This window comes from Niastella sp. sgz303648, from assembly GCF_059587045.1.
In genome coordinates, this window is record NZ_JCAPSW010000008.1 from 450,210 (window position 1) to 475,368 (window position 25,159).

Genomic DNA, 25,159 nt, shown 5'->3' on the forward strand with positions numbered 1-25,159 from the left:
GACTGGATTAGCTGCGTTTAATCCAGTCAACCTCCATATTCATCCCTTTACTGTTTCCCCACCTGCAACCTCGCAACCTGCACCACTACTGAATCTTTATCGCGGAGCATACCATTCATAATTTCCTTATTAAAATAATTGGGCATAGGAGCGGAATTATAAAATAAAATACTACAATTACTCACCACCGCATAATTAAGGATAGGCAAATAATATGCTCCATTGGAAATGATGACCGGATAAATCTTGCGGTACTTTTTGCAATTGCCGCCGGCCTTATTGCAAATTGAATAGGGATTGTATTGCGGAACCTGTTCATGCAACAACATACAATGGCCAAAGAACTCGCTTTCCTTGCCAGGCATATTGGTTGAATCCATGGGCGACAACAGCATTTCCGTATCGGTTTTGCTGACGATCTCCATGAGCGTGTCCTTTAACTTTACTTTATTGTTGTCAAGGAAAACAAGGTTTGTGCTGATAAAATGATCAGTGACGGTTGACTGGCCATAATAAAACTTGTTCACATGATCGGGAAAGTTGCGGGCTACAAAGTCTTTGATCATTTGTTGGTCGCGGTGAGCGCCATCGCTGGTATATAACACCAGGTCATCTATAAGTAATGGTCTGGAATTATTGTTTGTTGGATTGCCGCCGGGGTTGGTGGGTGAATTATCCGGATTATTGTTTTTACTACAGGCATAAAAAAGTACTAATGAGAAAAGTATCAACACCAGGTTTCTTGTTGTCATGTTTTACTATTTATACCTGTACAACCTGGCTTTTTCAAAAATTCCTATGGGGCAGCCAAAAAAATAAAAATATTTCTAAACCTGTTAGAAACTTATATTATAAGAAATATACACACTGTACTTGAACAGCTGGTCGGAAAACAGGTCTACATTATAATTAGTATTGTCGGGAGTCGAAAACCGGGTAGTGTATGCATCTGCGGGGTGGTCCATAATATGAATGCCGGCGTTCACCTTATGGTTGAATCGCTTCCAGGGTTTAAAATAACGTGTAGCATTTATATTCACGCGGTTAAAGACTTTGCCGCGATAAGGTGTAAAAGTAGAGGAGCTTTTGTTCATGCTTTCCTCCGGGTTCGACGGAATAAGGGCTGGAATGGTTATCCAGTCGCCGGTATGAAAATGCCATAGCAAACTGATCTCAAATTGGGCATCTGGCTGATAGCTGAACAACCAGTTCATATTATGCCGCCGGTCGTACCGGTAGGGTTGTTTGGCGCCATTATGTACACTATCGAACTGCCGCCAGCTCCACGACAGCGTATAGGACAACAACGTTTTCCATTTTTTGAATTTCCGCTCCATTACCAGTTCTGTTCCGTAACCCGATCCCTTGCCTTCAATGAATTTGTTTTCTATGGAGTTATTGTAAAAAAGCACATTGGCCGTCTCTGAAAAATTCACTACATGCTCAATGGTCTTGTAATACATATCGAGGGATAAATTAATAAGGTGGCTGTTTTTATATTGATAACCGAGATTGACCATTTTGCTCAAAGCCGGTTGAAACCGTTTGTTGGCGGGCAGCCAGATCTCCCGGTTAATGCCCGGGTAAGGACTGGTAATCTGGTTCAATGCCTGACCCATATGCGAATACGAAATACTGAGCTGGTTGTTGTTGTTAAGCCGGTAACTGGCAAAGAACCGGGGTTGAACCGACTGGTTGTTGTACCCGTTGGTTGTATAGGCATTCACATGCACACCTGGCCGTATCAGCAGGTTATTGCAAATGCGGATCGCATTTTCGTACCAGATACCGAAATTATCATACGGCAGCGCAGGCATGGCGGCATAGCGTTCTTTATCTTCTACAAATTCCGGGGTAACAAGTGTGCTATAGGGCAATATCTCAACATGCTCATAGTTTCCGCCAAAAAGGAATTGCAAACCGGAATTAGCAGTTATTTCAATAGTTGTTTTTGCTTCATAGCGCCGGCCCGAGGCATAGTTATTGAAAACCGTGTTCTGATACAGGGGCATGGTGCCGGCATTGTTCATTTTATATTTCAATGCCACATAATTGTCAAAGGTGCTTATGTTCAAAGCCGTATTAACGAAGGAACGCCTTCCGGTCACCAGGTCCCAGTTAACCGTAAATAATCCGTTGCGCCATGTTTGCAAATAGTCGGAATTATCCTGCGTTAGCTGCAGGCGATCATCACCGGTATATCCGCTGATCGATAACTTGTTGTTTTTATTGAGTTGATTGGTGAGTTTCAAATGCAGATCGGTAAACAAGGCGTCATAGGCTAACAGATCTTTATTAGCAGCATCGCCCAAACTGCGCCGGGCTGAAAACATCAGTGCGGTACGCTTTTCGGATAATGGTCCTTCAATCGTAAGGGCGACTGAACTTAATCCAGCCTCCGCTTCGCCGCTCCAGTGTTCCATATTGCCATCTTTGGTGTGAATGGCGGTAATGGCGGAAATGCCGTTGCTGAAACTGCCGGGAAAATCATTTTTATATTGCTTTACTGATTTTATACTGGTATTATTTACAATGGAAATTTCACCCAGCAAGTGAGCGGGATTAAATACGGGGTTGCCATCCAGCAAAAAAAGACTTTGTCCCGGTTCACCACCACGCACTATTAGTTGACCACCTGTTTCCTGACTCTCCGTATTGCCCGGTAACAGATAAACAGCGCGTACCGGATCCGTTTCACCCAGCATATTGCTGTACATACCGGTTTGTTCTTTGTCGAGGTTGCTGCCTGCATCCCGTTTCAATGTATTCCCGGTGCTAACCTGTACTTCAGGTAAAACCCCCGGGGAAAGCACCAGATTTAAACGGGTGTTTTGTTGAATATCTACTTCTATGATGCGTGTAGTAAAACCGGTGAACGACACTTCGAAGCGGTGTACACCGGCTGGCAGATTCATGGTATAAAAACCTGCTATATTTGATTCACACCCGGCGCCGCCTGATAGCTCCCGCATAGAGGCAAATGGCAATGGTTCCAGACTGCCTCCTTGTTGAACGAATCCAAATAATACAAAATGCCCGAGCAAAGCGCCTGGTGGCAAAGGGGTAGTGGCGGCGGCAATGATGATCCTATCGTTTCGCTCAATAACAGTGACCCGTTGTGCATTTAGTATTTTATTCAGCACTGCACCAATGGTTGTTTCGCCTGCGGTTAAGCTGATCCGTTGGGAATTATCTAAACTGGTTGGTGAATATTCAATATTTATTCCGCAATAGGAAACCAGTTCATGCAGCAGCTCGGGAGCGGTTCCTGCCGATGCTTTGCAAATAAATTTTGTTCTTAATAACCGTTGCTGTGCCATACTGCCTGTAAACAACAGCGTACAAACAACAACCAGTAATACACGCTGCATCAGGTCTTACTGTTTAAATAATACAATAGTATCGTTTTGTTTGCGGTGACTGATGTCAGCAAGCAGTTTGATATCTTCCAACACCGTTTCAACAGGTTGCTGATTGAATTTTGCCGTAATGGTAGGTGTTACCGGCAATTTCATCAACCCGCTGTCTGGTTTAATAAATACTTTATAGTGATTCGCCAGGGCTGTAGCCACCCGATCGATGGGCGTATTGTCAAATGTTAGCAGGCCCGTTTTCCAGGAAAGGAAGTTGGGGTCTGTTAGCGTTTTGGTTTCAAACCCTTTTGCATTTAATACACTGGTTTGATTGGGATAAATGATCTGTTTTTCTGATTTGGCCGCTTTATTGGTGAACAACACTTTCCCTGAAGTGACCACCAGTTCATCCTGTTGATCGTTTGTGCTAATAGTAAATGAAGTACCCAGCACTTCGAGCATAGCCCTGAGGGTTTGAATGCGGAAAGGATGCGCTTTGTCGTGCTGCACATTGAACCAGGCTTCACCGGTTAACGATACAGCGCGTTCGTTACCGGTAAATTTTTCCGGAAAGGAAAGCGTGGCCCCTTTACGCAATACTACCTGCGATCCGTCGGGCAGTGTGACCGGTGTATTTATTTGTGCGGCCTGTACCAATCGTAGGGCAGGGACTTCTTTGTGAAAAAGCATCCAGCCGCCTATGAAAAGAATACCGGCAATGCAGGCAGCCATGGCCAGTTTGGTCATGAGGCGAATGGCGCCTTTCTTATTTCCCTGTTCAAGCCGGTGATCTACTTTATCCCAGGCCCTTTCTGCATCGTATACGGTTTCCTGTAATATGGTTCCCGATTCCTGCCATATTTTTTCCAGTTGGCGGAAAACGGTTTCATGTGCCGGATTGGCTGAACGCCATTGTTGCAATTGTTCCGTTTCCGCTTCGCCGGGTTGGTCTTTCAATTGTTTTTCAATCAGCAATAATATATGTTCAGGTATTTCTATCATATCGCGTTATTAATAGTACAGGGAATTTTAAAAAACTCCTATTGTATTGGTCAGAATCTGGTAAAAAAATAGGTGATGAATGGCCACAGCCAGCTTTTGGCCTTGCGCACAAATGCTTTCAGCAATTTCATGGCCTTCCATGTTTGATTGTTGACGGTTTTAATGGAAATGCCGAGGTTGTCGGCAATTTCCTGGTTGCTGAGGTTTCCGGTTCTGCTCAACAGAAAAACCTCCCGGCATTTTTCCGGCAACTGCTCAATGCCTTTTTTCAGCAACTCCCTGTAATTGGGTATTGCTGAATCATCAGGTTCTTCTGATACTGTCCAGGTAATAATAGCTGAATCAGCCAGCTCTGTATCGGAAAGGCTGGAGACCGGCATTCGTTTTTGAGCGCCGAGGTGGTTGAAACAGACATTTCGCACTGCCCTGTACAAATAGGGGCGTACTTGTGGTGATTGAATAACATCCTGGTGTTTTTCCCAGATACGGATGAAAATTTCCTGTACTATATCCTCGGCCACATCATGGTCCTGCACCAGCGTATAGGCATACTTGCTTAGCGGATCATAGAGTGTCCTGAATAATTGTTTGAACTGCCCATAAAGATCGTCTCGATTCACAAGAAAGGTTTTTGTTTTTATCATGAGTATACGCCACTGCGTTATACGCACCTAAAAACGAAAGACCGGGCAATTTGTTTGAACGTTTGAAAGCCCTAAAGAATTTATTTTTAGTCGTAGAGATTCTATAATTAAGTTTGTATATACAGAGGCTTATATATATAATCAACTCTATGCAATATCCAAATATTACGAGTACGCTATTGGATCAAAGAAAATAACTTGTGCCCCCGCCTACCGACCTAAAAAGCCCCTGGCTTAAGCCAAAAGCTTTTTATATTTTAGCCGGTGGTCATCGAATAAGCATTACGGTTCCTTTATCAAAAGTCTCTTGCCCGCCCTCGAGCAGGTAGCGGCAGGTCCACACGTAGGCACCCGATAGTTGTTCCACCCCATTCATACTACCATCCCATCCTTTGCTGTAATCCGCAGTATAAAAAACACATTGCCCCCAACGGTTGTATACGGAAAGCTCGAATTTTTTCACCGTACCAAAGACCATCGCCCTGAAGATATCGTTCCTGTAATCTTTATTAGGTGTGAATGCCGAAGGAATGTATACACCCATCATACACGGCCTGGGGCTGACTATAATACTATCGCGACCTATACAATTGTTTCCATCAACGACTTCCAGCCAATAACTACCCGGTTTATCCACTGTGATGTTTGTTGCCCTACTTCCATTGTACCATAAATAGGAAGAAAAGCGCTGCGATGACTGGAGTGTCATCTTACTGTAAGTGCAGATCGCCGTATCGGGTGGTAAAAAATCGTGCGGTAAGGCAAGGATTTTGGTAATGAGGGTTGTATCGCTGCTTACACAATTATGGCTATCCGTTACCTGCACATAATATGTTCCTGTATCTTTGACCGTAAAGGTTGAATTGGTACTACCATCCTGCCACTGATATGAAGAAAAACTGCCCGGGTTCAATATTCTTGTAGTACCGACACAGAGTTCATTGTTGTGATCGAGATCCACCTGTGGCAGCGACCAGACATTGGTTAGAACCGTATCATACGAACGACATCCTTCCGAAGTAATTCCTATAACGCTATATTCACCAGTTGAGTAAACAAATTTGTACTGTGATCCGCTTACACCATTCCACAAATAAGAACTAAATCCAGCTCCCGCATCGAGCAAAGTTGAATCGCCACTACAGAAACTCTGGTTGGCGCCAAGATTAATGGCGGCAGAATGATAAACGTTAACGCGAATAGTATCAAATGCAAAACACCCTGGAGTCTTCTCTGCTTTAACATAGTAAGAAGTATCTACAAGAGGATTAACCGTTACATCCGATGCGGTGGTACTTGAAATGTTGTATGTAGGCGACCATGAATAGTTTATGAACCCTGATGGCGCCGAAAGCCGTACAGTGTCATTGTTGCATTTGGTGCGATTGGAACCAACATCGAAAGGAATGGGGGGAGCAGCGCTGATCGTTACCGAATCTTTATAAACGCCGCCACAGGCATCGGTTGTTGTTACATAATAAAGTCCGGGACTGGTTACATTAAAAACAGAATCTGCCGAACTGTCCTGCCATGTATACGAAAAATAACCTTTGTGTGCATTCAATACTATCGTATTACCTGTGCATAGTTCCCTATCAGGGCCAAGATCTAACGCTGTTTGAACAAACATCGTAACATCAATATTCAGTGTGTCTGCAATAACTTCATCACAAGGAGTAGGAAGGGATGCAATAAGTTGGTAGTGACCACTTGTTTGAAATCGCACAGAGAGGGTGCTATCGTTAAAACGGCTAATGTCCGCTGGTGAACCATTCATCTTCCACAGGACCGGCAATCGGCAATTTTGATCTCGCCGGCCTTTGAAGATAACAGGTGTACCATTTGTACAAACTGCAGCCGGGCCGATCAGTTTCAAAAAAGAACAACTGCTCGTTGCTTTACATGTCTGCCAAATGGTAAACGTCTTATCAGATACCGTGTTGACTGCATTAGTAATTGAAACCAAACCCGGCACAGGATTGAGGGACTTATTTACCAGGGCCGGAGTAACCGGTACGGTGCTGATGTTTACATTTCCTTCACTACAACCACCGGCAAAACCATTTAAATCAGCTTTCAACAGGCTGTAGCAATATTTTTCAACTGCATAGAGATTGGTTGCAGACATTGCAAAAGCGCCTACCCCCCTAAGATTATTTACAGAATATCTGCCCCAGGTTACCGAATCCTGGCGGTCACAATGAAAGAAAGTGATCCCGGCCGATCCTTCGCAGGCATAAAATCCACCCTGGTCATCTGGTTTAATAAATAAGGGATCTGTGTTATACAAAGTGGTGACTCGCGCTCCTTTAACCGGTTGCAATGAATCAGTTAAACGAACGATAATGTGGTTATAGAGAAAATATGACTGACCGTAGGGGATAAAAAATCCTTCAAGCAGGTAATCGTTATCTGTTCTGTGCATCGTTTTCCAGGAACATTCATACCCGTTCACCGTAAGCGCAATCTGTTTTAACAGTGAGCCATTATTGGCGTTGAAACAAAGCACAGATCCAACAGAATTACTACCCTGAGCCGTAGGGAAACTACCGACTGCAAATACGCGGTCCCCGTCCACCAAAATACTACTGTACAATGGTGCGTAATCTGTTCCGAATGCTGCTGACCAAAGCACGGTTGAGAGATCGGGGGTGATTTTGGTTACTACCCACCGTTGTTGGGGCATCGCGCCTGTTGCTTCATATAATGCGTATATATTTCCACTTGTGTCTGTTTTAAGATCGCTAATAACTCCAACATTCACATTAGTAACTGCGGATTTTAGAATAACACCGTTTGTATCAACCAGCACCAAACCTGTGCGTGCGCCAATAAGAACATTTTTATCGTTGGTTAAACAGGCTACTGACCGGTTAGAAGTTTCAAAACCTTCGATTCGTTTGTTAAATACAATATTACCTGCAGGGGTGGTTTTGACAATTCCAACCTGGGTCCAGTCGTAAAAATCGCGTCCGCCAAAAATTGTCCCTCCGCCAGGCAGTGGTAGCAAAAATTCTCCGTTAGGAGGACCCAGATCGAAGCTATTTGTGTAAACTTCTGTTGTACATACTTGTGAATTTGAACGTATGCTCAGGAGGACGCAAAAACAAAACAAAGAAAATCTCAGGAATAACCGCAGGTTACGAATCAATCTCATCCAGTATGGTTGTTAAAGTTTAAATATACGTGCCAGATCATAAAAATCAAATTTCCTCTTAACCTAAGTCTTTTTTATAGGTTTCTTGTTCGTCGGGGCGGCTGTTAGGCGTTTTATGCCATGGCGCCATTTACACCAATGGTTTGTCCGCTGATCCATTTTGCATCGTTGCTGGCAAGGAAGGCAACTACATTGGCAATATCTTCCGGTTCGCCTATGCGATTAAAGGCATTAAGCGAAGCCAGCCGATCGATTATTTCCTTTGATTTACCGTTGGTAAACAGTTCGGTGTTAGTGGGGCCAGGGAGCACGGCATTCACACTGATGCCCCGGCCTATTTCTTTCGCAAATACACGGGTCATTTGTTCCACGGCTCCTTTGGTGCCTACATAGGTACCGTAAGTGGGCAACATCATACGCGTAGTGCTGGAAGAAAAGTTAATGATGGTACCTCCGTTCGCCAGTTTAGTGGCTGCCTCCCTTAGAGTATTGAAGGTACCGCGAACATTCACTTCAAACTGGCGGGTAAAATCATCATCGGTAGTGTCTTTCAGCAATTTGGTGATCATGATGCCGGCATTATTGATCAATACATCTATCCGGCCATAGTGTGCAATGGCTTCATTGAACAGGGTGGCTACTTCGGCGGCTTTGCTTACATCAGCTTTCAGTGCAATGGCATCGCCACCACTGGCTTTAATTTCCTGAACGGTTTTATCGGCTTCGGTCTGTGCGCCAGCGTAGTTAATAATTACTTTGGCTCCCTGGCTGGCTAATTTTTTTGCTACGGCTGCACCGATACCTCTTGAAGCGCCTGTTACAAGTACTACTTTGTTGTTTAATGTGCTCATAAAACTTTGTTTTTATTGTTTAATTGATAACACAAAGGTGGCTTATGAACAGGCCTTCATACGTACAAAGATTATAGCAAGAGTTACAAATTTCTAAGATTGACTATTGAACGAGTTGTTTGCGGTATTCTGCCGGGCTTTGGGAAGTGTGTTTTTTGAAATAATTGCTGAAATGCGAGGCTTCCAGGAAGCCGAGCCTGCCGGCAATTTCTTTAATGCTCAAATCTTTATCCTGTAGCATTACTTTGGCTTCGGCAATGGTTTTATCTGCAATCCAGGTACTGATAGATTTGCCGGTTTTACTGCTGATTACGCTGGAAAGGTAGTTTACATGAAGAAACTGTTTATCGGCATAATCCTGTACGCGCAATTGGATGTCGGTTTTACCGTTGGCAAGATCTCTGAAATGCTGTTCAAGGTTTTTTTTGAATGTTTTTACAATTTGCGAGCTCCGGTTTCCTTCGTAAATAGGGTTGTAGTCCTGGAAGAAAAACTCTTTTATTTTTAGCAGAAGCGACACTACCAGGCTGCCAATTAATTTATTCTTATAGGGAGACCTGCCATGGTGTTCGCAGTAAATAAAACGATACAGTTCTTCTATCACCTGGAATTGTTCGGGTTTTAGTACCCTTGGTTCAACTATTTCGGTAAGTAGAAAAGAAAAATCACGGTATATGTCGGGATGCACCTGTTCTTTTAAATAAGATTCATTGAAAACGATCAGGCAGGCATCGGTAATTTTGTGCCATTCAAATTTGCGAAAATTACCGGGATTCGTAAAGTATACTGTTTGCGGCCCCATTGTAAAATGAAGATCGTCGATGGTGTAATTACCAAAGGCATCTTTAATAAAAAGAAAGCTGAAGAAATTCGGCCGGTAAGGAATGGAGGAAACAGGAAATTCTTTAAAATGATCCTGTAGATAAACAATGGTGAAACCAGAGCTTGAATCAATCGGGCTGTTAGAAAGCCCCATCAGCTCATACAGTTCGTTCAGGGTTTCAATATAAAGACTTTTCGATGACATATCCCGAAAGTAAGTAATAAGTATTAAGGTAAAAAGAACATGATTCAGGTTACAGATTACAGGAAATGAGTTCTGTAATCTATAACCTGTAACCTGAATTAAATACTTACTCTTTACTACTTACAACCTGGTGCTTAATACCTTACTGGTTAGCGCCGCCATTTACCAGTAAATGCTGACCGTTAACGAAGGAAGAAAGGCCGCTGGCAAAAAACTCTGCAATGTTGGCTACGTCTTCTACTTCGGCCAAACGTCCCATAGGGCAGCTTGCTAACAATGATTTTCTCAGTTCGGGATAACTTCCGGGTTCTGCAAAAATTCCTGAATGGTCTACGGCAAAAGGAATGATTGAATTAACTGTTACACCACGATGACCGATTTCCTGTGCAAGAACATTTACCAGGTAGCGTGGAGTGGTTTTGCTACCGCCATAAACGGCCATACCGGGCACAGGGAATGCGGTAGTGCTGCTGGCTATGTAAATAATGCGACCGTTGTCTTCAACATTCAAGGCTGCCTGCTGCATGGTAAAATAAGCTCCTTTGGTATTGATAGAAAACAGTCTGTCGAATTGTTCTTCGGTAAATTGAGTTACGGGGGTTTCTACCATTTCAATACCGGCGTTGGCTACAATGATGTCAATTTTTCCAAATGCTTTTTTTGCTTCGGCAAAAAGGCGTTTGATATCGGCTACTTTACTTACATCGGCCTGTATTGAAATTACTCTTGCTCCCATTGCTTTAATACTGCTTTCTACTTCTTCGGCAGATGCTTTATCGCGGGAATAGTTAATAACAATGTCTGCACCCAGTGCTGCATAACGCTCTGCAATGGCTTTGCCCAAACCTCTGGCTGAACCTGTAATTAATGCTACTTTGTTTTTTAGTGAGTTCATAAAACTTTGTTTGTTTAGTTATTTTTGTTGACAACACAAAGTTGGATCATGAACCACCCCCTGAACGTACAAGGATTATAGCAAGAGTTACAAATTTCTAAGAATTGAAGTTGCGCCAGGCAATTTAGAATTGGCGGTTTATAAAATCTTCAAACATTTCCGGGTCGAACCGGTCATGGGAAAAGGTCAAAAAGTCATTCCTACCGGTTTTAGTTAAGTTATGTTTGAAAAAATATTCCAACTTATTAATAGGATAATTTCAACCCTGTTATATAGATGCCCCTATTCAATTTCGTTATAACTGGCATCTCTAACTACCTGGGAAATGAATGCTCGTTGCTTGTTCTGCAAAATGCCACAGCCTTTTAGCAACAGCCTCGTCCATTGCATTTTCCTGTATATTGGCTAAAGTTGGGTAGCCTCTCAATCCACTGTTTTCTGGCTCGTACATACTTCCTCCAACTGATTCATCAAAAACTGCTGCATAAATCAACGACAAGGCTCCCTGCCACGGCTCCATAAATTCTCCGAGCCGTTCTTTACCAATAGCAATTTCTTCTTTACTCAAATGTCTGGTCAATGCTGTTTTATTGGCGCCAGGCTGTGCAGCTATAGATAATATTTTCTGGTCCTTTGCTTTTATTCTGCGATTCAACTCAATTGAAAAGATCAAATTTGCCAATTTACTTTGCCTATATTCCCTAATTGGATTATAATCTTTTTCCGACCTTAAATTATCAAAATCAATGGTTGCCCCTTGATATCCGTTACTGCTTACTGTTACTATCCGGGAATTCGGTGTTGTCAAAAGCAAAGGATATAAAAGTCCAGTGAGCGCAAAGTGACCCAGAAAATTTACGCCGAATTGCAATTCGTAGCCTTCGCTTGTTTTAGATGCAGGTGGCATGGCGACGCCTGCGTTATTGATTAACACGTGAAGCTGCCGGTATTTCTGGATAAAGGCTTCGGAGAATTCATTTATTTGCTTTAAGCTTTCCAGGCTAAGTCTGGCCGCTTCTACTATTCCAGTCCCTTTATGTTCGTTTATTTTTGCAATTGCCTGCTGCGCTTTATGTAAATCTCTACAGGCCAAAACTACATGTGCCCCTTTTTCATATAAGGCAAGTGCTGTTTCAAACCCCAAACCTGTATTGGCACCTGTGACAATTACTATTTTACCGCTTAAATCAGGGATATTATTTTTTGTCCACATACATTCTTTTTAGCGAAATTAGATTGATGAATAATGCTGCCAAAGCACGGATAAATTTATCCTCCTTTGGCAGCAGATGCGATATAAACAATCTTTGATATTTAAAATTCCGGTAAAAGCTATGTATCAAAAAAAGATACCAGTGTCCAATGACTGCGGATTACAGTTGTTTTTGGCTGTAATGAACGGAAAATGGAAAATTAGTTTGATTTGGTGTATTCATTCAGGCTATAAGCGTCCAAGTGAAATTCACAAAGCGATATCAGAAGCTTCGAGAAGGGTTTTAGATTCCCAGCTCAAAGAGTTGATGGCACATGGTTTAATTTCAAAAACCATCTATTCTAAACGTCCATTAATAGTAGAATATTCATTAACAGCGCTGGGAGAAACGATTATTCCTGCTATTAATACTACAGCTCAATGGGGCGAAGACCATCGAACGGAACTGGAGAAGTTCATAAAGTGAAAAGTACAGTTTTTCCCTCTAACGACACACTTATCAGCCGAATCTACGCACCTACCAACTCCACGGTCATCAATTACTTTTTTTATTATTTTTATCCGATTTTGTATTTTATGAAAATTACCCCAGCCGCCTACTGTAGTATTGTGTTTTTTTCTATTATAACTCTTATGCCAGGTTTTAAATCGTATGGGCAGAATTCAGGCGCTGCCACTTTTTTGCCTGCATTAAAAACCGGGTTTACCGAAAATAAGGGACAGGTGTATGATCAATTTCATAAGAGCAATAAGGATGTTAAATATATTCTGCATACGGCCGGAATGAATATTCAATTGCGTAAGAATAGCTTTAGTTATGACACATATGAAATGATATCGAATAAGTACACGCCTGTTCAGCATGATGCAAAAGCATACCCAAACACACCTGCGGATTCTACTGTATTTCGCTTTCACAGGGTCGACATATCTTTCCCAGGCTCAAATCCTAATCCTGCTATTATTCCTGTTTACAAATCGGCTCACTATATAACCTGTTATTTACCGGGTAACACAGAGCCGATCAGGGTTTTTCAATACCAGCAAATAATTTATAAAGATATTTATCCTGGCATTGATCTGGTATTTACAACGGGAAATGGAGCTACACAACGCGGGTTTGAATACAATTTTATTGTACGTCCGGGGGCAAACTCTTCCAAAATAAGGCTCCAATATAAAGGCGCTGCTTCCCATATTGTCAATAAAAAAATTTCCATTAAAGTAAGAGGTGGACAGCTTGAAGAGAAAATTCCTGCCAGTTTTCTAAATAATGAAAAAGAGTCTGGCATGGCAATCAAGAAAACAAATGTTGCAGTTAATGTTTCTTACATAAACCATGGCAACGGTATTTATGGGTTTCGCATCCCTTCTTATGATAAAAGCCAAACCTTGATCATTGATCCCGTTCCTGATTTAGTTTGGGGTACTTATTATGGCGGTTACAACAATGACTGGGCCTATAGTATAACGCGGAGCCCGGATGGAAATATCCTTGTAGGGGGAGGATCAGACAATCCAAATCTTGCTACAGCAGGTTCTTACCAGTCTGTTTTTGCGGGTTTTTCAGACGCTATGCTTGGTAAATTTGATGCTTCCGGCAAATTGATCTGGATGACTTATTACGGCGGTGATCAAAGTGATGCAATATTTGGTATATGTACAGATAAATCAGGAAATATTTTTGCAGTGGGGATCACCGATTCAAAAACCGGCATTGCAACACCTGGCAGTTTCCAAACCACGCATGGAAACGGAACAAGCTATGGACGAGATGGTTTTCTTGTTAAATTCAATTCCGCTGGCAACAGAATATGGGCAACTTATTACGGAGGAACGGATGTTGATTATTTACATGCAGTAAGAATAGATGCTGCCAATAATATTTTTATCGCTGGCTGGACGCATTCATTGAATTCTATTGTCACCCCCGGCGCTTTTCAAACAAGCTATGGCAGTGATGCTCAACCACTGCATCAGGGCGATGCCCTGCTGGTAAAGTTTGATGTTAACGGGAACCGTATATGGGGTACTTATTATGGGGGGCTTGACTTCGACCGGTTTTACGCGATGGACCTCGACGGTAACGGAAATATTTACGCAAGCGGTATTGCTTATTCTTCCGGACTTGCTTCTCCCGGTGCATATCAAACCAATGTATTTACAACCCCTAATGGCGCAAGTGATGAAGCGTTGCTGGTTAGCTTTGACAATGCCGGCAACAGGCGATGGGCAACTTATTATGGTGGCAACAACGAAGATTATTCACAGGCGATTGTCTGCGACCATGAAAACAACGTGATCATTGGAGGTTTTACGCTTTCTACAAGCGGCATCAGCACCCCGGGAACGTACCTTACAACCTATTCAGGAGGTAGCGGGGATGGGTTTGTAGCAAAATTTTCCGGCAGTGGCAGCCGCATTTGGGGTACCTATTATGGCGGCGAAGGCCAGGAATATGTCAATGGCATAGCAATAGATGCCAATAACAATGTAATAATTACGGGTACAACAAGTTCAACCCAACATATCACAACTGCAAATTCCTATCAACCGGCTTTTCCTGGTTGTAGCGGGCCTTATATTGCTAAACTAAATAAGAATGGGCCCCAGGTTTGGGGCACTTATTATGGAAAGGGTGCATCGTTGTGTGCCGTAAACGTTGGTGAGTCTGTTGTGACCGATGATGCCGGAAATGTGTATGCCTGTGGTGAAACAATGCAGACCCAGGCTATAGCCACCTGTGGGGCGGTTCAGGAAACCTGGAATCACAATCAGGATATGTATGTGGCTATGTTCAGTGAAAATATTCAATCGTCAACAGTTTCCTGTACCATTAATACAACGAATAATGGCGCTGTATGTAGCGGAACGCCGCTTACTTTTACCGCTCAGGTTATTAATGGCGGCGCCAATCCTGTTTATCAATGGAAAGTAAACGGGGTCATTGCCGGTACCAATAAAAGTACATTTACTGCTTCCAATTTTAAAAATGGCGATATCGTTAGTTGCAGTGTTACTGCCAACTCTAACTGTATAATAAATCCTTCCGCTAATTCAAATAACATCACCGTTTCAATACTACCTTCTGTAATTCCGGCTATCTCAATAAGCCAGGCACCGGTTGGCAGCATTTGCAAAGGCACCCCGATAGTTTTTACCGCAGTACCAGGTAATCAGGGAACTGCACCTGTGTATCAGTGGAAGATTAATGGCATTGATGCCGGCACCAATAGTCCTGTATTTTCCTCCAGCGACCTTGCCGATGGAGATATTATTTCATGCATTTTAACCAATCAATTCTCCTGTAACCCGGTTACTACAGTCCGGTCAAATGAGCTCACAGTAGCAATAACGCCGCGAAGTACTCCTTCAATTAACATAAAATCATCTGTAAATAGCGTTTGTGCAGGGACCGAAGTGACTTTCACTTCAGAAACAATGAACGGCGGCAGGAATCAAACTTACCAGTGGATGATCAATGGAAAACCAGTTGGCACCGAGCCAAACTTTAGCACAAGCAATTTATCTGCGGGTGATATAGTGCAATGTTTTCTGATTCCGGATAAAAGCACTTGCGTAGTTCCCGGAACAGTGGCTTCCAATAAGATGGGCATAGACATTTATCCGCTTCCGGCTTTAAATATTACTCCACAAAAACCTGTCATACACAGGAATGATTCGATTCAGCTACAGGTTACAGGATCAGATATTTCCAGCTATCTTTGGACCCCACCGGTAAATATCAGCGATAATACCGTACCTAATCCTTATGTATGGCCGAAGAATTCACAGGAATATACTGTAACTGCTACTTCTGAAAAAGGCTGTTCAAATACAAAAAACATTTTGGTTGAGGTTGTAGTTGATGTGCATGTACCCAACGCGTTTTCCCCAAACCACGATGGCAAAAATGACACCTGGCACATAAGCGGTCTCGACGCATACCCGAACTGTATTGTAAACGTATTCAACCGATGGGGACAAAGAGTGTTTTACTCAACAGGATACACTAAACCGTGGGATGGAACTTTTAATAACAGAGAGTTGCCATCCTCAACCTTTGTTTATGTAATAGATTGTAAAAATGGAACCAGGCCTATTTCGGGTACGGTAGCAATTATTCATTAAAAGTTTACCTCTTAATTGCTCACTACCAATCATTAGAAGGCAGGAGGGGTAAGAAGTTTGTTGATGAAAAAGGGGAGAGTATGGGCTGCAATGCCCTGTTGGAATGCATGTCTTTTGACCCAGTAGTTAACGCAGGATATAATTTTTTGGCTTCATCCAATTTTTCCTGGTTTCTGCCGGTGATGATCACTTTTGCGCCATTGGCTAAAAATTGCTTTGCAGCTTCCAGGCCGATACCTGCTGTACCGCCTGTTATCAGTATTGTTTTTCCTTTAAGTTCCATTTGATTTTTTGCGTTTGTTATAACACAAAAGTAGATTGACCTGATGCCTGGATTATAACCCAAAAGGAGGAAAGTCTAACACAAAAAGACGTGGAATACTAACCAACGAGTCCAGGCTCTCCAAATCACGTCGGGCCTGTAAAAAAATATTCCGGGATATCTATTTTACATCATAACTACCAATCTTCTCATTACAAATCATCTGCTCCTTCAGCTTTTGCCGGGGACTTTATTAAAACCATATCATTTTTACCAACATTTGATTCCGGCAAGGCGGAACTGCATCTTGCATTGCCAATTGCTTATTGTCCATTGCCAATTGATTCACCTCCGAACCATCTCTGCAAGGAAAAGAGACCGGGGCAAGGTAAACTTCTTCCATTTTTCACCTGAATTTCAATGTTATCTGGCTGCATCATATTTTTTTAATAAAACTTTTATGATTTTTAATTAAAAAATTGTTTTATTTCAATCGATAATTATAGTTTATCATTAAGAGATTAAACATATTATATAGAAATTATTTAGTTTGATTGATAAATAACAAAATCTGATATGGTGATTATTATTTTTGATATCGTGTTTTTAAATTATTTTATCAGTAAGAATAATTGTTATCAGAATATTAATTTTATTCTCGCATAATTATAAATGTTTGGATAAATTTTTTCTTTTTATTTATCATATATTACTTATTTTTAATAAGCAAAGTCAATTATGATTAGTAGTTGATTCAATCTTACCTGGTTAAGCTCATCTTTTTATAATTCATTTGATTTTACGGGGGGAATAACTGCGAATACGCATGTAGGAAAATGCGTTGAAACAATTTGTAAACGAAGTCCTTAGCGAAGGCTGCGCGCCTATTGGCGGGTGGAAGGATATCAATTGCATGGTACCTGCATCTCGATATTTTGACTTCGCTTAGTACGCTCGATGCTTTACCGATCCTTTCCCGCACTCGCGGGACTCAGGATAGGCGTGCGCTTAGTGAAATTGAAAGGATCTTAAAACAAGCTGTATGAAAAAACCATTGGTATTGAATTTTAAACCAATTCCCGACCCGCAATTTCAATTGATTGTTACTAATGTTGTTGCCAAAATGACCGGCAATAAATATTTTCCCGATGCCGGTCCGATTGTCATTGAAATAAGCGAATTAATTAAAGAGTTCAGGCTTGCCATGGTTGATGCGCATACGAGAGATATTTATAAAATTGAGCTCAAAAACAAAATCAAGCTCAGGCTGATCGAAAAAATGAGGCAGTTGGGCGAGCATGTTATCAATGTTGCAAAAGGAAATCAAATATTATTGATCAGTAGCGGGTTTCATCTGGCTAAACACAATGGTCAAACAACTTTAACCAACCCAACCGGATTTAAAATAATGCCCGGCCGTAATAATGGCGAAATAATCATGCAGCTTAAAAGGATTGTAGGGGCAAAGGCCTATCTGTACCAGTATACGCCTGATCCGTTGACGAGCGACAGTACCTGGCAAATCATCTATTGTACCCGTTGCAAAAAAACATTAAAGCATCTTCCGTTAGGTGTAAAATGCTGGTTTCGCATGGCCGCCATCGGTGCTCACGATCAGATTGTATATACCGAACTGCTGAACAGGTATATTTCATGAAATGAACTTTTACCATCACCAGTAAGAATCGGATGAAAAATACAGAATTGTTTGATAGTTGGATTGTTTGATGGCTGATCGTTCAGTTTTCAGGCAGTTTGCAATTATTCGGAGTGTTTAATTACGCGGAATTGCAACAATCGAGCCATCAAACAATTGAACCATCTGTTTATCTTATCTGCCCCCTTATAATGCCGGCTGGTTTTAATTTCGAGTGCGCATTGGTGTAACAGGCATCGTTTTTCAAAATTGTTACCAGCGAATCAACCAGCAGTTGTGATTTTACGATGCCAAAATCGGCTTTCGATCCGCACAGGGTTATGCGTACGGGCCCTGCAATATCGGCTGTTCCCCGGTGTACATGCGATGCGGTTAATGTATCGTTGGTTTCAAGATTGTTAACTGTAACATTCGAGTACAGGGTTTTATCGGTGGTTAACCGTAATATGGCTAAACCGGTTGCTGTGGTAGTTACCGGTGTTGGCCGTTCATTGGCGCCGTTCATGGCAACATCTACAGCATAATCAATGGTTTTATCAAGCTGTGCGCGTACCAATCCGCCGGGCGCCTGGGTTGAATGTACATTAATGTAAACAGGCATCGTTAATAATGTATCTATTTGCCCTGGTCGTAACCCCGTAACCGTACCCGTTGCACCGGCTCCTGTAAATGCCGGATTCAACGGAATAAGAATGCCGCCGGGTGTAGCCGGGTCACCTGCATGAATATGGGCGTTTGTTAATGCATCACCAGGCGAAAGATTATGTATATGAAAACTGTATGTGAGCGAGTTGTTGGCAAACAATTCAATCGTTGCTTCGCCTTCTTCGTTTCTGCCTGCAGGGGCCGGTACTTCATATATCGCTTTCATTTCAACATCACCCCACTTTTTTATCGAAGATGCGTTGTTGTCTGAATCGTGCTTGCAGCTTTGCAGCAGCATACATGCAAGCAATACAGCGCCCGTTGCCTGCAAGGGCAATAATCGTTTCATGCTTATGAGTATTTATAGAAGAATACGAAGTAGTAAGGGAGCGGGTTGCTTTTTTGAGTCAGAAGTCAGATGTCGGAAGTCAGATGTCAGAAGAACCCGAATTTCATAGCCTTTTCACTATCTCATAAAAAAAGGAATTACGAAATAAAGTATTTCACTTCAACTTTCGTAATTCCATACTTATTGCAATATCTTTCCGACTTCCGACTTCTGACTTCTTCTATTGCGTAAGCGGAATATCTCTTTTCAACATATCATTGCGATTGGCCATTTCCCACGCGGTGTAAAACACCAACTGCACTCTTTTGGTCATCAGGTTGTAGTTGATTTTATCGGGGGTATCGGTGGGGCGATGGTAATCGTTGTGCGTGCCGTTGAAGTAAAAAATAATCGGAACGCCTTTACGGGCAAAGTTGAAATGGTCGCTGCGATAATAAATACGTTCAGGATCATTCGGTGCATTGTATTTATAATCCAGCTCAAGCTTTGAATATTTCTTATTCATCGACTCGCTGATGGGGCGCAGGTCGCTGCTAAGCTTGTCGTCGCCCACTACATAAATATAATTGGTTGAATCGCCTTCTTTACGTTTGGGATCAATGCGGCCCACCATATCGATGTTCAGGTCAACAGTAGTTTTGTTTAACGGAAACAGCGGATGGTCGCTGTAATATTCCGATCCCCACAATCCTTTTTCTTCGCCCGAAACAGTCATAAATACAATCGACCGGCGCGGTCCTTTACCTGCTGCTTTTGCTTTGGTAAATGCTTCTGCCAGCTCCAGCACGCTCACAGTTCCTGAACCATCGTCGTCGGCGCCATAATAAATTACTGAATCACCGCGCTTGCCGAGGTGATCATAATGCGCTGTGATAAAAACAAATTCATCTTTTTTATCAGTGCCTTCAATATAACCAATAACGTTGGTGCTGCTCAGTTCATTGATATTTTTTTTGAACTCCAGTTTTACATCTGCATCGTATGATTTAGGTTGCGGGTTGCCGTTCTTCATAGCTTCTTTGGCCGTATCGTAATCGGCTCCCATAATGGCTTTGGCAACCTGTTCAGATATATAGTAAGTATTGGGGAATACAGTTTTTCTGAATCCATTCATATAAGGGGCGCCTTTGGTAATGCTCGCCCGACGCGGAAAATTTGATTGAACCATTAAAATAGCAGCAGCGCCGTTCTTTTGGGCTGCTTCCATGAGCGCGAACGGATTGAAGCGGCTGCCACGGTTACCTGCACTATTGCCTCCCGTAGCAGGTGGGGTGCCCTGTAGTATCAACACAATTTTGCCCTGTGCGCTTACACCTTTATAATCATTCCGGCTGCTATCGCTGATGCCGTATCCGGCAAATACCACTTCGCCACACATCAAAGTGCCTGAAGATGCCATGCTTAAATTGACGCTGAAGTCGGTATTTAATTCAAAATGCTTTCCGTTTACGTCAATGGCTGCATTGATAAGAGAATCCTGAAAAACCGGGTAAGCAAGCTGGTAATTGCCGTTATTACCTGGCACTAAACCAAGTGTTTTAAACTGGTTTTCGATGTAGGAAGCAGCTTTGCGCTGGCCTTCGGTAGCTGTTTCGCGACCTTCCATTTCGGCGCCGGCAATTATGTACAGATGCTTTTTCAGGTCTTCGGCTGTTATACTGCCGGCAAAGGGCTTAGGGTCGGCTATCTTCTGGCCCCAGGCGGCAGAAGAAGCGGCAAGCGCCACAACCAGGAACATTCTTCGCATGATGTATTATTTGATTGCTTTCAAAAATAGCAGGAATACCGTTGATTTAAAAACCTTTATTGATGGTTGGATTGTTAGATGGTTTGATGGTTTTGAACATCACGCATCAAACTCACTCAATTCAAGCCACCTCATCTCCTTTTCATCGAGCAGGTTGGTGATTTCGCTTATGCGTACCGATAATTGCTGCAATTGATCAAACGGCAGGGAACCGGTGTTTAATTGTTCGGTAATGGTTTGCTTTTCTTTTTCGAGGTTGGCTATATCCTGCTGTAATTGCTCGAATTCCCTTTTTTCTTTATAGGATAATTTCCTTTTTTCAGCGACAGGCTGTTTATTGTTCTCAGCTTTAACTTCAGGTTTTGGAATTTTGGCTGCCGACTGTTCTTCTTCTTCCTTATCCTTTAACCATATGCGGTATTCCGAGTAGTTGCCAGGGAAGTCGCGAACCACACCTTCGCCTTCAAATACGAACATGTGATCTACGAGGCGGTCCATAAAATACCGGTCGTGCGAAACAATGAGCAAACAACCGGGGTAGTCGCTTAAAAAATTCTCCAGCACGCCGAGCGTAGGCAGATCGAGGTCGTTGGTAGGTTCGTCGAGTATTAAAAAATTCGGGTTGCGGAACAGGATGGATAATAAATGCAGCCTTCTTTTTTCACCACCGCTTAGTTTGGATACATAGGTGTATTGCTGATCGGGCGGAAATAAAAACAACTCTAAAAACTGAGCAGCGCTTAATGAACCGCCATCGGCCAACGGAAAGTTTTCGGCCATGCCTTTTACAAATTCAATGACCCGCATGTCTTCTTTAAGCACTAATCCCTGTTGCGAGTAATTGCCAAAAATTACCGTTTCGCCTATGTTTACCTTGCCACTGTCGGCATCTTCAATGCCCTGTAGTATATTAAGGAAGGTTGATTTACCTACACCGTTTTTTCCTACTACACCAATGCGTTCGCCTTTTTTAAAAGTATAATCAAAGCCTTTGAGGATCGGTTTTTCGCCATAACTTTTGTATACTTTTTTCAACTCTATTACTTTACCGCCCAACCGGGTCATTTTTACATTCAGCTGTAGCTGGGCATCTTCTAATCGCTGTTTGGCTTTGGCTTCTACCTTATAAAAATTGTCCTGACGGCTTTTGCTTTTGGTAGTACGCGCTTTGGGTTGCTTACGCATCCACTCCAGTTCTTTGCGAAATGTATTGCGGGCTTTTTCAATACTGGCGGCGGTACTTTCCTGCCGGGCTACTTTTTTTTCGAGGTAATTCTGATAATCGCCTTTGTATACGAACAGCTCACTGCCATCGAGTTCCCATATTTCTTCACAAACGGCATCCAGAAAATAGCGGTCGTGTGTTACCAGCAACAGCGTTACATTTTGCTGGTCGAGATAATTTTCAAGCCATTCCACCATTTCAATATCAAGGTGGTTGGTAGGTTCGTCCATGATCAGTAAAACATGCTTATGATCAAAACCAATATCAATCAGGGTTTTGGCCAGGGCCACGCGTTTGCGTTGTCCGCCCGAAAGGGTGTTTACAGCCTGTTGCAGGTGGTGGATGTTCAGTTTGCCGAGTATCTGTTTTACTTTGGCATCGAAATCCCAGGCGCCCAGTTCGTCCATTTTTACAATGGCGGCGCCTAATTTTTCAGGATCCCCTTCTTCACTTATAGCTTCATATTGCCTGATGGCGTTAATGACGGGGTGATTATGATAAAAGATATTATCCAGTACCGAGCCTTTTTCGTCAAAAACAGGGTCCTGCTCAAACAGGGCAACGGTTACTTCTTTGTTGATCCACGCGGTGCCGCTATCGGCCGTTTCTTTGCCGGCCAGAATTCGCAGCAGGGTGCTTTTACCGCTGCCATTGCGGGCAACGAGGGCTATTTTATCGCCTTCTTCAACATGAAATGAAATATTATCAAAAAGTGGTTTTATACCAAACGACTTACCAAGTCCTTCCACTGATACGTAATGCATGGCGCAAAGATAGGGTTTCAGGTTGCAAATTGCAGGGTGCAGGTTTCAGGTATTGCCCCTGCGGTACATACTTTGCTATTGAATTTTTGCCTATTGCCCATTGCCTGTTGCTAATTGATTTCCCCTGAAACCTGTACCTTGTAACCTGTAACCTGTAACATGTAACATGCTTGCTCATTCATGTCAATAATCAATCATATCATTATTGTGGTACTGTGGATAGCATTTTGTGTATCTCACAGTGTGCTGGCCACTGACTGGTTTAAACAAAAAATGCAGGTAAGGCTGGGGGCGAAGTACAAATATTATCACTTCGGGTATTCGGTATTTGCGGCGGATACTTTGATGCTGGTATTGATCTTTCAGTTTAACATGAACAGTGTGTTGTTGTTTACTGTACCGGTATGGGTGAAATGGATTATATGGCTGCCATTGCTGGCGGGTGTTACCATTATGGGCGTTGTTATTCGAAAATATTTTTTCTCACTGAGTGGCATCAGTGTTTTTTTTAAAAAGCAGCCTCCGGCTGCGTTGGAGCTGGGCGGAATGAACCGCTTTGTTCGCCATCCTTTATATGCCGGTACTTTATTATTTATCTGGTCGTTGTTTTTGCTGATCCCTTTTCTGAATAATTTATTGGCCTGTATTATCATTACCGCATATACCATAGCCGGCGCCCGCCTCGAAGAAAAAAAGCTCGAAGCGCAGTTTGGCGAGCAATATGTAAAGTATAAACAAAGGGTGCCGATGATTATACCTAAAATCAGCTCTCCCTCCACTTGATATTACATCCAATACTTGGCCTTTGCTCCTGCTGTACCGGTTCTTTCTTTAACAAATGGTCCAGTGCTTTGCGTATATCTGATCCGGTAACAGGAATGCCATTACCGGGGCGCGAATCATCTAATTGTCCGCGGTAGGCTAATATGAGGTCATCGTCATAAATAAAAAAGTCGGGCGTGCAGGCGGCCTGATATGCTTTGGCTACTTCCTGCGAAGCATCGTATAAGTAAGGGAAAGGATATTTCAGTTGTTTGGCCACCAGTTTCATTTGTTCAGGTCCATCTTCGGGATAGCCCGATACATCATTTGAACTGATAGCAATAAAAGCAATGCCCTTGTTTTTGTAATCATTCGCCAGGTTTACCATCCCTTCATTTACATGCTTTACAAAAGGACAATGATTGCAGATGAACATGATTACTGTGGCCATTTTACCTTTCAGTTCGGCCAGCGTCAATTCTTTTTCGCTTACGGTATCGGGCAGTATAAAGTCCGATGCTTTTTTGCCCAGCGGCGTCATTACAGATGGTGTTCGTGCCATAACAGGTTATTTAAAGAAATAAACGGTTGCTATTTTGCCATTTTCTATTTTATAAACAGCAAAACCCTCAATTGGTTTATTGCCGGTGCTGGTTACTTTTTCCTGGTCGATGATGGTATTGCCCTGTATCATGCGGTTGACGATCTGGCAATGCAGGTTGGGTGAGTGGCTAAAGAAGCCCGAATACGATGTACGCATGTTGTCTTTCCCTTTCATTTGCAAATGGCCCGAAATATCATAAATCGCCACACTGTCGCTGTAAGGCGCCAGAAACTCCTCAATATTACCGGCATTGTAGGCATTCAACTGTTGCTGTACCAACATTTCGGGCGTGGGTGTCAGCAATTTTTTAGGATCGAGCAAAACACCGTGGTGAATTATGGTATGCAGGGCGGCGGGTACATTTATATCTTTAACCGGATCGCTGTTGAGCAACAACAGATCGGCTATTTTATCTTTTTCTATACTGCCATAATCTTTTTCTTTACCGAATCCTTTTGCCGCATTGATGGTGGCCGATACAATAATTTCCCAATTGGTTAATCCCGCCTGTTGCATGGCCAGCAATTCATCGTGAAAAGAAGCTGCATGCTGGGTACCGATGTTGCCTGCATCGGTGCCTGCTACTACCATTATGCCGGCCTGCTGCGCCAGCTTCAGGTTTGTGAGCATGGTGCTGTCTTCTTTTGAAGGAACGTGAATCCTGTTGCGCATTTTAATATAATCAAAATGCACTTTATTGCCCAGATGTTGAATATCGGTGAGGGTACCGAGCATAAAAGGGTTCGAATACGCAAGATCATGCGATGTAAAATTAAACTGCTGTGTATACGTCCTGTCGTATCCCTGAAGCACCACAAGGGTGGGTATGTACTCCTCGTACACAATTGGTAGTTTTTATCATCTTGCTCGT

19 protein-coding genes are annotated in these 25,159 nt (G+C 42.6%); 4 read left to right on the plus strand and 15 right to left on the minus strand.

Annotated features, from left to right (window positions below; translation table 11 throughout):
- Positions 1-47: 47 nt before the first annotated feature.
- From AC59IL_RS24560 to AC59IL_RS24600, 9 genes are all read right to left on the minus strand, one after another.
- Positions 48-752, minus strand: coding sequence for a hypothetical protein (locus tag AC59IL_RS24560; RefSeq protein ID WP_496554852.1), 705 nt, complete (start codon positions 750-752; stop codon positions 48-50).
- An 84-nt stretch (positions 753-836) separates the two neighbouring features.
- Positions 837-3,371, minus strand: a complete 2,535-nt coding sequence (locus tag AC59IL_RS24565; RefSeq protein WP_496554853.1) for a hypothetical protein — start codon at positions 3,369-3,371, stop codon at positions 837-839.
- Between the two features lie 6 nt (positions 3,372-3,377).
- The gene (locus tag AC59IL_RS24570) at positions 3,378-4,355 is read right to left on the minus strand and encodes a FecR family protein (RefSeq protein ID WP_496554854.1); all 978 of its coding nucleotides are present in this window, start codon (positions 4,353-4,355) and stop codon (positions 3,378-3,380) included.
- A gap of 50 nt (positions 4,356-4,405) precedes the next feature.
- A complete protein-coding gene (locus AC59IL_RS24575) occupies positions 4,406-4,975 on the minus strand; it encodes an RNA polymerase sigma-70 factor (RefSeq protein WP_496554855.1) in 570 nt (189 codons plus the stop codon).
- A 292-nt stretch (positions 4,976-5,267) separates the two neighbouring features.
- Positions 5,268-8,009, minus strand: a complete 2,742-nt coding sequence (locus AC59IL_RS24580; RefSeq protein ID WP_496554856.1) for a T9SS type B sorting domain-containing protein — start codon at positions 8,007-8,009, stop codon at positions 5,268-5,270.
- Between the two features lie 260 nt (positions 8,010-8,269).
- Positions 8,270-9,007 carry an SDR family oxidoreductase gene (locus tag AC59IL_RS24585; protein WP_496554857.1) on the minus strand — a complete coding sequence of 246 codons (738 nt, stop codon included), beginning with the start codon at positions 9,005-9,007 and terminating at the stop codon, positions 8,270-8,272.
- 103 nt (positions 9,008-9,110) lie between these two features.
- Positions 9,111-10,034 (minus strand): helix-turn-helix domain-containing protein, encoded by a 924-nt coding sequence (locus tag AC59IL_RS24590; RefSeq protein ID WP_496554858.1) that lies wholly within the window; start codon positions 10,032-10,034, stop codon positions 9,111-9,113.
- Between the two features lie 142 nt (positions 10,035-10,176).
- Positions 10,177-10,929 (minus strand): SDR family oxidoreductase, encoded by a 753-nt coding sequence (locus AC59IL_RS24595; protein WP_496554859.1) that lies wholly within the window; start codon positions 10,927-10,929, stop codon positions 10,177-10,179.
- 310 nt (positions 10,930-11,239) lie between these two features.
- Positions 11,240-12,142, minus strand: coding sequence for an oxidoreductase (locus tag AC59IL_RS24600; RefSeq protein ID WP_496554860.1), 903 nt, complete (start codon positions 12,140-12,142; stop codon positions 11,240-11,242).
- 76 nt (positions 12,143-12,218) lie between these two features.
- Between AC59IL_RS24600 and AC59IL_RS24605 the strand changes: the two genes are divergently transcribed.
- Both AC59IL_RS24605 and AC59IL_RS24610 read left to right on the plus strand, forming a co-directional pair.
- Entirely contained in the window at positions 12,219-12,608 is a 390-nt protein-coding gene (locus tag AC59IL_RS24605; RefSeq protein WP_496554861.1) for a winged helix-turn-helix transcriptional regulator, read from the plus strand.
- A 167-nt stretch (positions 12,609-12,775) separates the two neighbouring features.
- Positions 12,776-16,273, plus strand: a complete 3,498-nt coding sequence (locus AC59IL_RS24610) for a DUF7948 domain-containing protein (protein ID WP_496554862.1) — start codon at positions 12,776-12,778, stop codon at positions 16,271-16,273.
- Between the two features lie 22 nt (positions 16,274-16,295).
- Here AC59IL_RS24610 and AC59IL_RS24615 read toward each other — a convergent pair whose 3' ends face one another.
- Positions 16,296-16,556 (minus strand): SDR family NAD(P)-dependent oxidoreductase, encoded by a 261-nt coding sequence (locus AC59IL_RS24615; RefSeq protein ID WP_496554863.1) that lies wholly within the window; start codon positions 16,554-16,556, stop codon positions 16,296-16,298.
- 1,021 nt (positions 16,557-17,577) lie between these two features.
- Here AC59IL_RS24615 and AC59IL_RS24620 point away from each other — a divergent pair.
- Positions 17,578-18,192, plus strand: coding sequence for a hypothetical protein (locus AC59IL_RS24620; protein WP_496554864.1), 615 nt, complete (start codon positions 17,578-17,580; stop codon positions 18,190-18,192).
- 169 nt (positions 18,193-18,361) lie between these two features.
- Here the strand turns inward: AC59IL_RS24620 and AC59IL_RS24625 are convergent, their stop codons facing one another.
- From AC59IL_RS24625 to AC59IL_RS24635, 3 genes are all read right to left on the minus strand, one after another.
- Positions 18,362-19,186: a CHRD domain-containing protein gene (locus tag AC59IL_RS24625; protein ID WP_496554865.1), complete on the minus strand. Its 825-nt coding sequence runs from the start codon at positions 19,184-19,186 to the stop codon at positions 18,362-18,364.
- 220 nt (positions 19,187-19,406) lie between these two features.
- Positions 19,407-20,933 (minus strand): M28 family peptidase, encoded by a 1,527-nt coding sequence (locus tag AC59IL_RS24630; protein ID WP_496554866.1) that lies wholly within the window; start codon positions 20,931-20,933, stop codon positions 19,407-19,409.
- Positions 20,934-21,032: 99 nt separating this feature from the next.
- Complete coding sequence (locus AC59IL_RS24635; protein ID WP_496554867.1) at positions 21,033-22,922, minus strand: ABC-F family ATP-binding cassette domain-containing protein; 1,890 nt, start codon at positions 22,920-22,922, stop codon at positions 21,033-21,035.
- A gap of 180 nt (positions 22,923-23,102) precedes the next feature.
- Here AC59IL_RS24635 and AC59IL_RS24640 point away from each other — a divergent pair, with 180 nt between their 5' ends.
- Positions 23,103-23,705: a methyltransferase family protein gene (locus tag AC59IL_RS24640; RefSeq protein ID WP_496554868.1), complete on the plus strand. Its 603-nt coding sequence runs from the start codon at positions 23,103-23,105 to the stop codon at positions 23,703-23,705.
- Here the strand turns inward: AC59IL_RS24640 and AC59IL_RS24645 are convergent.
- Both AC59IL_RS24645 and AC59IL_RS24650 read right to left on the minus strand, forming a co-directional pair.
- Complete coding sequence (locus AC59IL_RS24645; protein WP_496554869.1) at positions 23,686-24,246, minus strand: thioredoxin family protein; 561 nt, start codon at positions 24,244-24,246, stop codon at positions 23,686-23,688. The genes AC59IL_RS24640 and AC59IL_RS24645 overlap by 20 nt on opposite strands.
- A 6-nt stretch (positions 24,247-24,252) precedes the next feature.
- Positions 24,253-25,131, minus strand: a complete 879-nt coding sequence (locus AC59IL_RS24650) for a nuclear transport factor 2 family protein (protein ID WP_496554870.1) — start codon at positions 25,129-25,131, stop codon at positions 24,253-24,255.
- Positions 25,132-25,159 lie beyond the last annotated feature (28 nt).